Annotated in this window: 9 protein-coding genes; 3 read left to right on the top strand and 6 right to left on the bottom strand. The window is 71.8% G+C overall.

What is annotated here, in order from left to right; all coding sequences use genetic code 11:
* Position 1: 1 nt before the first annotated feature.
* The gene (locus ACQPY4_RS15950) at positions 2-709 is read right to left on the bottom strand and encodes a nucleotide exchange factor GrpE (RefSeq protein WP_433337000.1); all 708 of its coding nucleotides are present in this window, start codon (positions 707-709) and stop codon (positions 2-4) included.
* Positions 710-890: 181 nt separating this feature from the next.
* Between ACQPY4_RS15950 and ACQPY4_RS15955 the strand changes: the two genes are divergently transcribed.
* Positions 891-1,532, top strand: coding sequence for an ACT domain-containing protein (locus ACQPY4_RS15955; protein WP_433337002.1), 642 nt, complete (start codon positions 891-893; stop codon positions 1,530-1,532).
* A gap of 134 nt (positions 1,533-1,666) precedes the next feature.
* Positions 1,667-2,086 (top strand): TIGR03668 family PPOX class F420-dependent oxidoreductase, encoded by a 420-nt coding sequence (locus tag ACQPY4_RS15960; RefSeq protein WP_433337004.1) that lies wholly within the window; start codon positions 1,667-1,669, stop codon positions 2,084-2,086.
* Here ACQPY4_RS15960 and ACQPY4_RS15965 read toward each other — a convergent pair.
* Genes ACQPY4_RS15965 through sbnA form a run of 5 tightly spaced genes read right to left on the bottom strand, consistent with a single transcriptional unit; the run spans position 2,083 to position 6,434 of the window.
* On the bottom strand, positions 2,083-3,078 hold the full coding sequence (locus ACQPY4_RS15965; protein ID WP_433337006.1) for an ADP-ribosylglycohydrolase family protein: 996 nt from the start codon (positions 3,076-3,078) through the stop codon (positions 2,083-2,085). The two genes, ACQPY4_RS15960 and ACQPY4_RS15965, sit on opposite strands and share 4 nt — an antisense overlap.
* Complete coding sequence (locus ACQPY4_RS15970; RefSeq protein ID WP_433337008.1) at positions 3,078-4,079, bottom strand: acyl-CoA dehydrogenase family protein; 1,002 nt, start codon at positions 4,077-4,079, stop codon at positions 3,078-3,080. The genes ACQPY4_RS15965 and ACQPY4_RS15970 overlap by 1 nt, the downstream gene beginning before the upstream one ends.
* 44 nt (positions 4,080-4,123) lie before the next feature.
* Positions 4,124-4,366, bottom strand: a complete 243-nt coding sequence (locus ACQPY4_RS15975) for a hypothetical protein (protein WP_433337010.1) — start codon at positions 4,364-4,366, stop codon at positions 4,124-4,126.
* A 29-nt stretch (positions 4,367-4,395) separates the two neighbouring features.
* Entirely contained in the window at positions 4,396-5,412 is a 1,017-nt protein-coding gene (gene sbnB / locus ACQPY4_RS15980) for a 2,3-diaminopropionate biosynthesis protein SbnB (RefSeq protein ID WP_433337012.1), read from the bottom strand.
* 32 nt (positions 5,413-5,444) lie between these two features.
* Positions 5,445-6,434, bottom strand: a complete 990-nt coding sequence (sbnA, locus tag ACQPY4_RS15985) for a 2,3-diaminopropionate biosynthesis protein SbnA (protein WP_433337014.1) — start codon at positions 6,432-6,434, stop codon at positions 5,445-5,447.
* A gap of 350 nt (positions 6,435-6,784) precedes the next feature.
* Between sbnA and ACQPY4_RS15990 the strand changes: the two genes are divergently transcribed.
* The gene (locus ACQPY4_RS15990) at positions 6,785-8,287 is read left to right on the top strand and encodes an amino acid adenylation domain-containing protein (protein ID WP_433337016.1); all 1,503 of its coding nucleotides are present in this window, start codon (positions 6,785-6,787) and stop codon (positions 8,285-8,287) included.
* Positions 8,288-8,585: the final 298 nt, after the last annotated feature.

Genomic DNA, 8,585 nt, shown 5'->3' on the forward strand with positions numbered 1-8,585 from the left:
TTCACTCATCGCCGACCGGGTGCCGGGCCGGGGCGCGATGCTCCTCATCCGACGGTCGCCTCATGGTCTCGCTCCGCCCGGGTTCGCGCACCTCGGATGCCGCACCGGGTCCCTTTTCCGCCGCTTTGGCCACGCAGACCTCCGCCTTGCGCACCACGCGCCCCTCGCGTTCGAAGCCCTCGGCGAGCACCGAGACCACGGTGCCCGCGAGCGCGGGGTCGTCGACCTCCTCCACCAGGACGGGCCGGTGCCGCGCGGCGTCGTAGGGCTCGCCGGGCTCGACGGCGAACCGCTCGACGCCGGTGCGCGCCAGCGCGTCGGCGACCTCGTCGGCGAACCAGGACAGCAGCGCGGCCGGATCGGCGTCCGCGGGCTTGCGCGCCTGGCGCCGCGCCTGGTCGTGCAGGCGGTACAGCGCGTTGCGGACCGGCTCGAACATCGCCTGGAGCTCACCGCGCCGCAGCCGCTGGTTCTCCTCGTGCAGCCGGTCGATGACCGCCTCGCGGTGCCCGGCCCGGTCGTGCTCGTCCTTGACCTGGGCCGCGAGCTCGCCCAGCGCGGCCAGCACCTCGTCCTTCCAGACGGGCCGCCGGGCGGCCGCCTCGGCGACCGTGGCCCCGGCGGTCTCGGCATGACGGGTGGGAGGCTCCGCCGTCTCCTCTGAGTCGGTGGAGCCTTCGCTGACTGGTCGCTCCTGGGCGCTCGACACGTGCAGTAACCCTAACGGCCCCTTCACACAGGGCATAGTCCCGCTTGACCCTCGCGGGTCGATCCTTTGACCTGCCAGTCTCCCGGCCGCGGGCGACTTCTCGGCGCCGACACGCGCGGGTAACACGAAGGAAACGGGGACGGCCCAGCCTGGGAGGACCGTTCGACGACTGGAGGTGGCCATGTTGCTGCGGATCCGGGTACGCCTGCCCGACCGTCCGGGGTCGCTGGGCGCGGTGGCGCGCGTGCTGGGAGCGGCGGGCGCGGACGTCGTCCAGATGACCGTGCTGGAACGTGACAGCGGGCGGGCGCTCGACGACTTCACCGTCGCCTGGCCCGCCGGCGCGGGCATCGAGCGGCTCTGCGACGGGCTCGGCTCGGCGCCCGGCGTCGAGATCGTCGGCGTCTGGCCGACGGTCGAGCCGCAGGGCGCGTTTCCCGACGCCGCGCTGGTCGGCCAGCTGGCCGCCGACCCCGAGCGCGGCCCGGCCACGCTCGCCGACGCGCTGCCCGGCCTGCTCAGCGCCGACTGGGCGGGCCTGGCCGAGGTCGGGCCCGGCCGCTCCATCCTCGTGCTGTCCAGCCCGGGGCCGGTCGCGCGCGAGCTGCCGGACCTGAACCCCCAGCGCCCGCGCGCCTTCACCGCCCCCGACGGGACGCAGTACGCGCTGTGCCCGATGGAGGGCCTGGTCGACGGGGCCCGCGTCCTGGTCGTCGCGCGCAACGGCGCCCCGCCCTTCCACCGCACCGAGGTGTTCCGCCTGGCCCAGCTCGCCGGCGCCGCCGAGGTCGTTCTCGGTGTTCGCGCGGCCACGGTGAGGTGATCTGGCACACAGTGCTCACATCGTTACAGAGAGGTAACCTATTGGCCGTCTCCGGTAAGTAGGTTTTTGGTCATCGCCCTCTGGTGCGGCGGCGCGGTCGCACCAGAGGGCGATTTCTCTGCCAGGCTGGCCCCGTGCCCAGGCTTCCCTCCGAACTCGCGCGCGAGCGCCTGATGACGGTCCCGATCGTCCGGCTGGCGACCGTCGGCGAGGACGCACGCCCCCACTTGGTGCCGGTGACGTTCACCGTCCACCGGGGCACCGTCTACACCGCCGTCGACCACAAGCCCAAGAGCACCCGCGACCTGCGGCGCCTGGCCAACATCCGCGCCAACCCCCGCGTCGCCCTGCTGGCCGACCACTACGAGGACGACTGGTCGCGCCTGTGGTGGGTCCGCGTGGACGGCCACGCGCAGATCCTCCAGACCCCCGCCGACCTCGAACTCCCCGTCCGCCTCCTGACCGAGCGCTACCCCGCCTACCGCGCCCAGCCACCCGAGGGCCCCGCCATAGCCATCACCATCGAGTCCTGGACGGGCTGGTCCGCCACCTAGTCCCAGGCGGCGCCGATGCGTGCCAGCCGGTCGGTGTACTCGATGCGGGAGACCCATTCGGCGGGCCAGGCGGACAGACCGCGGTGGGCTCCGGCGAACGCTCCGGCCAGGCAGGCGATGGAGTCGGAGTCGCCGGAACTGGCCGCGCCCCGGCGGATCGCCGCCACCGGGTCGTCCGGGAAGAGCAGGAAGCACAGCAGGCCGGTGGCCAGGGCCTCCTCGGCGATCCAGCCGCCGCCGGTGGCCAGGCACGGGTCCGCCTCGCGGTCGGGCCTGGCCAGGGCCGCGTCCAGCCGGTCGAGGGCGGCCAGGCACTCGTCCCAGCCGCGCGAGATGAACCCGGACGGGTCGTCGACCCCGGGACGCTGCCAGAGGGTGCCCAGCCAGCGCTCGTGGTAGATGCCGCGCTGCGAGCGGCAGCGCTCGCGCAGCGCGCCCGGCAGTGCGGACGGGGCCGTCCCCTCGCGCAGCCACCAGGTGGCGAACGCGGTCAGCTCGCTGGCCGCCAGCGCGGTCGGGTGCCCGTGGGTGAGGGCGGCCTGCAACTGGGACGCGCCCGCGCGCTGCTCGTCGGTCAGGCTCGGGGCCAGTCCCAGGGGAGTCACCCGCATGTTGGCGCCGCAGCCTTTGGAGTCGTGCTGCGTCGCCTCGGTCCAGTGCTTCCCGGCCTGGAGACCGTGGCAGGCGCGCAGGCAGGTGTTGCCCGGCGCTCGGTTGTTGTCCGGGCTGTTGAGCCACTCGACGAACAGGCGGCGCCACACCGGTGTCACCGTGACCGGCGTGACCGGGGGATGGCCCAGGGCTTCGAGCAGTCCCTCGGCGACGGCGATCGCCATCTGGGTGTCGTCGGTGACCAGAGCCGGGTCGCCGGAGATCGCGTGCGGCCCGTCGCCGAAGCGCTGCCGGATCTGTTCCATGTCGAGGAACTCCGTCGGCGCTCCCAGCGCGTCCCCGTATGCCAGTCCGAAAATGCTCCCGCTCGCTCTGTCCATCAGCTCATCATGCCCGCCAGGCGGGCGCGGTGGAGGGCGGGGGGACCGAACAGCTCCTGGGACGATTTGGCCCGCTTGAAGTACAGGTGGGCATCGTGCTCCCAGGTGAAGCCGATGCCGCCGTGGATCTGGATGTTCTCGGCCGCGCAGAAGAAGTAGGCGTCCGAGCAGAACGCCTGGGCCAGCGGTGCCGCCCAGGGAGCGGCCGAGAGGTCGGACGCCGCGCGCAGCACCACCGAACGCGCCGACTCCACCTGCACGAACATGTCGGCGCACTTGTGCTTGATGGCTTGGAATCCGCCGATCGGACGTCCGAACTGGTGCCTGACCTTGGCGTACTCGACCGCCATCTCCAGGACCCGCTGCGCGCCGCCGAGCTGCTCCGCCGCCAGGCAGACCATCCCGACCTCCAGCGCCCGCCGCACCGCGTCCGCGTCGCCGATCCGCCGCGCCGGAGCGCCGTCGAACTCCAGGTGGGCCAGCCGCCGGGTCTGGTCGAGCGTCGTCAGCCGGATCCGGCGGACCCCGGCCCCCTCCACGGCGTAGAGGGCCGGCTCGTCCCCGTCGAGCGCGACGACCAGCAGGACGTCCGCGAGGTGCCCGTCGAGCACGTAGTTCTTCGTCCCGCGCAGGCGGGTCCCCCCGAGCATGCCGACCGCGCCGAGATCCCAGGCGCCGCCCTCGTCCCAGGCGAGCGTCACCAGCGCGGACCCGTCCTGGACGCGCGAAGCCAGCTCTTCTTCTCCGCAGGCCCGGAGAGCGGCCAGGCCCATGACGGTGGACAGGAAAGGCGCGCACACGAGCGCCCGGCCCATCTCCTCGAACACCACGGCCAGCTCCGGCAGCTCCAGCTCCAGCAGGCCCATGCCGGCCATCCGCCGCCACATCCCGGGGTCGTGGCCGTCCGCCGAGACCATCAGCCGCCGGACCTCGTCCGCGGCCGACCGCTCCTCGAAGAACCGCCGCAGGACCCCGGCGAACTCCCGCCGCTCGTCGTCCATCCGCCACCCCAACCAGACGCTTGCTTGGTAGGCACTCTAGGGCATCACGGCGCCCAGTCGTGCGGGCCGAGCGTGAAGCCGCGCGGGGTCGAGTGGAGGTGGTTGGCGGAGATCAGGTGGCTCAGCGCGGCCCAGAGGTCCTCTTCGGGACGGTCGACGAGGTTCTTGAGCGTGTCGATGTCGGCCGCGCCGCCTCCCTTGTCGATCTCGGCGACCGCCTCGTAGACGACGAGCTCGAAGTCGGACAGTTCCTGGACGTCGCCGCGTTCTTCCTTCCCGTCCTTCATGCCAGGAGGCGTTCCCCGGATCGGGCGAGTTAGCCGTACCGCTTGAGCTCGTGGAAGAAGCCGGGAACGGTGTGGAGCCCCCCGGAGGCGGCCACACGGTCGTGGACGTAGCGCGCGACCGCGAGGTCGAGGACGCCCAGGCCGAAGGGGGAGAAGACGGTCGGGCGGTCGGCGGGCGGCTCGATCGCCCCGGTGAGGACGTCGTACAGCGTCCCGGCGACGAAGTCGCGGTGGCCGGCCTTCTGCTCGGCCAGATGCGGGGAGGTGTTCGCCTTCATGCAGTGCTCGACGTCGTCCACGACGTTGAACGACGACAGGATGATCTCGGGGGAGAGGTCGCGCAGCGAAACGTGCAGGACCAGCGGGTTGTGCGAGAACCAGGCCGGATCGTGGACATGGGGCTCGCCCGCCACGGTGGCGAAGACGATCAGGTCGCTGGAGCGGATCAGCTCCTCGGCGGTGTCGTGGACGGTGACCGGCCCCTTCTCGGTGCGCTCCAGATAGCCCCTGAACCCCTCGGCGTGCTCGGGGATCAGGTCGTGGACGTGCAGCTCGTCGAAGGCGAAGCCGTTGCCCGCGAGGTAGGTGTGGACGTAGCGCGCGATCAGGCCGACGCCCACGAAGCCGACGCGGCGGCCCCGCCCGGCGGCCAGGCGGGTCGCGGCCAGCGCCGCGGACGCCGCGGTGCGGGCCGCGCTGATGATCGAGCTTTCCAGGCAGGCGAAGGGGTAGCCGGTCTCGGTGTCGTTGAGGATCAGGACGGCCGAGGCGCGCGGGAGGCCCCCGGCGACGTTCTCGGGGAAGCTGGAGATCCACTTGATGCCGTGCACGTCCACCTCGCCCTTGGCGGAGGCGGGCAGGGCGATGATCCGGGACGAGGGGCGGTCGGGGAACCGCAGGAAGTAGGAGTCGGGGTTGACGGTCCCGCCCTCGCCGTGCAGCCGGTAGGCGGCCTCGATCATGGCGGTGACCTGCTCCTCGCGCCCGGTGATCGCCTCGTGCACCTGGGCGCCGGAGATCACGGAAAAGGAGGGCGGCTGCGTCATTCTCATTACTCCGTCTGATCGCGTGGGATGGGTCAGACGCCGAGGGCGTCCGCGCTCGGCAGCCCGAGCTCGCCGAGGAGCCCGGCGAAGTTGTCGCCGAGCCAGCCCTCGTCGTAGATCGAGTCGAGATAGCGCTCACCGAGGTCGGGGGCGATGGCCACGGCGACCGGCGACCCGCCGGGGTACCGCTCGGCCAGCCAGCGGGCGGCGCCCGAGACCACGGTGCCGGTGGAGCCGCCGAACAGGAAGCCGCGCGCGGCCAGCCGGTGGACGGCGCGGATCGTGTCGCTCTCGGGCACGTGGACGACGTCGTCGATGAACGACTCGTCCACCAGCTCGGGACGGCTGCTGGTGCCCAGGCCGGGGACCATGCGCCGCTCGGGGATGCCGCCGAAGGTCACCGACCCGACGGCGTCGACGGCCACGATGGTGACCGGGCGGCCGTGCTCGCGGAAGTACCGGGCGCAGCCCATCAGCGTGCCGGTGGTGCCCGCGCCGACGAACAGGACGTCCAGGTCGGGGAACCACCGGTCGATGGCGGGGGCCGTGCCCCGGTAGTGCGCCATCCAGTTGTTGGGGTTGGCGTACTGGTTGAGCCAGACGTGGGGCCCGGGGCCGTCGCACAGCTCGCGGACGTACCGGATGCGGCTGTCGAGGTAGCCGCCGTTGGCGTCCTTGCGGGTGATCACCCTGACCTCGGCGCCCAGCGCGCGCATGACCCGCATGGACGCGGGGTTGCAGCGGGGGTCGGTGACGCAGATGAACCGGTGGCCCCGGTCGGCGGCGATGATGCTCAGCGCGATGCCGAGGTTGCCCGAGGAGGACTCGACGATGATCGAGTCGGGCGTGAGCAGCCCGTCGCGCTCGGCCGCCTCGACCATCTCGGCCGCCGCCTTGAGCTTCACCGAGCCCGCGAAGTTGAAGCCCTCGCACTTGAGGTAGAGCGGGCGGTCGATGACCGGCCCCAGGTCGACGTAGAGATCATCGACATTGAACTGCTGGGGCGAGCTGATTATCGGCACGTTGCCACCCTTGGATGAATGACAATTGTCGGTCGGTGGTCCCGGTTCGTTTCCCGCGCCGAAAGCCCGGATTTCAATTCTGGTCGTTCCCTCGTCGTCCCCCGGATTGTCGCCGTCCATCCTTCATTGGACCCTGGCGGAGCATCACCGTACCTTCCGTCTCGACGGACTCGCAACCCCCCACTTACCCGGCGGTAGCCGGGAAAGCGATTATTGCGTGTGGCGCACTGGGGCGGAGTCCGACATAAGCTGTGCGCCCCGGCTTGATATGGCGATAACAATGGAGAACTCCTAGCTCACGGAGAGTCAAGATGAATGGTGTCGAATTGGTCGTTGATCGACTACTCACCGTGACGGAGCTGCCGGAGCTCGCCGTGCCCCCCGCGGAGCTGGAGCGGGCCCGGGAACTGGCCGCCCGGTACGGCATGACGCGCGAGCGGGCCGTGGATCTCGACGATCCGGTCATCGCCCGCGTCGAGCGCTTCGCCGCCGAGCGGGACCGTCCCGCCGTGACCGACCGGTTCCGGACGCTCACCTACGGCGAGCTGGCCGCCGAGGCGCGCCGGCTCGCGTCGCTGCTGGAGCGCTCGGGCGTCGGTCCGGGCACGGTGGTCGGCGTGGGCGGGGAGCGCCAGGCGTCGGTGATCGCGGCGTTCCTGGCGATCGAGCTGGTCGGGGCGCTGTACGTCCCCGCCGACGAGACCTGGCCCGCGGCCCGGGTCAGGGACGTGCTGGCGCAGGCCGGGGCCGGGGTCCTGCTCGTCGTGGACGAGGGCGACCCCGCGCCCGCGCTCGTGGAGGGCGCGGCCGAGGCGGGGTGCGCGATCGTCCGGGCGTGCGACGCCGCCGCCGAGCGGCCCTGGACGGGCGCGGCCCGCCTGGAGTCGCTCGACCAGCCCCGGTACGTCCTGTTCACCTCCGGCTCGACGGGACGTCCCAAGGGCGCCGTGGTCGAGCACCGGGGGATGGTCAACCACCTCTGGGCGAAGATCGTCGATCTGGGCCTGACCGGCGCGGACGTGGTGGCGCAGACCGCGCCGCTGGGCTTTGACATCTCGGTGTGGCAGATGCTGTGCCCGCTGCTGCTCGGCGGCCGGGTGGAGGTGATCGGCGACGAGGTCGGCCACGACCCGGTGGCGTTCGCGCGGGCCGTGGACCAGCGGGGCATCACGATCGTCGAGCTGGTCCCCACCATGGTCAGGCATCTGCTGGACGACCTGGCCGGCGCGCCCGAGGGCCCCCTGGGCGGGCTGCGCTGGATGATCGCGACGGGGGAGGAGCTGCCCGCCGAGCTGTCGCGCCGCTGGCTGGCGGCCATGCCGCACGCGGGGCTGCTCAACGCCTACGGGCCCACCGAATGCTCCGACGACGTCACCCACCACACCGTGGTCGAGGGCGACCTGGAGCTGCTCCGGCTGCCCATCGGGACGCCGATCGTCAACAGCCGCCTCTACGTGCTCAGCCAGGACGACGAGGGCGCCTGGAGCGCCTGTGACGTGGGGGAAACGGGAGAGCTGTTCGTCGGTGGCGTGTGCGTCGGGCGCGGCTACCTGGGCAATCACGAGCGCACCCGGGAGGCGTTCTACCGCGACCCGTTCCAGGAGTCCCCGACCGGCAGGCTCTACCGGACGGGCGACGCCGTCCGCCTGCTGGGCCCCGGGGTCGCGGGCGAAGCCGCTCGGACAGGGACCCCCACCCTCCAGTACCTCGGACGGGTGGACCGGCAGGTCAAGATCGCCGGGGTCCGGATGGAGCTGGGTGAGATCGAGGCGGTGCTCCAGCGGCACCCCGGCGTGGGCGCCGCCGCGGTGGTGGTTCACGAATTCGCCCCCGTGTCCAGTGACTCTGCGTGATCATCATGGCCGATTCCGGTTGTCAACCGTTGTCACATCCTGAGCGTCCGGCACCGTCGACCGGCCCGGCGATTTGTCACGCTCGTGAGTAATTTTGCGGCACAAGTTCTGCATGTGGGGGGATTGCGGGGCATGTGACGGGCTGGTTAACTGTGCCTCCGCTACTCCTGAGTAGCCAACAGGGTCGAGGGCGTGATCAACCCGGACCGGAAGGTGACGGCTTCGACGGGGATTGTCCCCGCCGCGCATTGGGGAGCGTATGCGGGTGACGCTATCCGGCAGGAACTCGGGAAAAGGG

The organism is Spirillospora sp. CA-294931, from assembly GCF_050946795.1.
Lineage (GTDB): Bacteria > Actinomycetota > Actinomycetes > Streptosporangiales > Streptosporangiaceae > Spirillospora.

Coding starts and splice junctions, on each gene's coding strand:
- sbnB (WP_433337012.1), bottom strand. CDS start 5,412: ATGACGCAGCCGCCCTCCTTTTCCGTGATCTCCGGCGCCCAGGTGCAC.
- ACQPY4_RS15955 (WP_433337002.1), top strand. CDS start 891: ATGTTGCTGCGGATCCGGGTACGCCTGCCCGACCGTCCGGGGTCGCTG.
- ACQPY4_RS15965 (WP_433337006.1), bottom strand. CDS start 3,078: ATGGACAGAGCGAGCGGGAGCATTTTCGGACTGGCATACGGGGACGCG.
- ACQPY4_RS15975 (WP_433337010.1), bottom strand. CDS start 4,366: ATGAAGGACGGGAAGGAAGAACGCGGCGACGTCCAGGAACTGTCCGAC.
- ACQPY4_RS15970 (WP_433337008.1), bottom strand. CDS start 4,079: ATGGACGACGAGCGGCGGGAGTTCGCCGGGGTCCTGCGGCGGTTCTTC.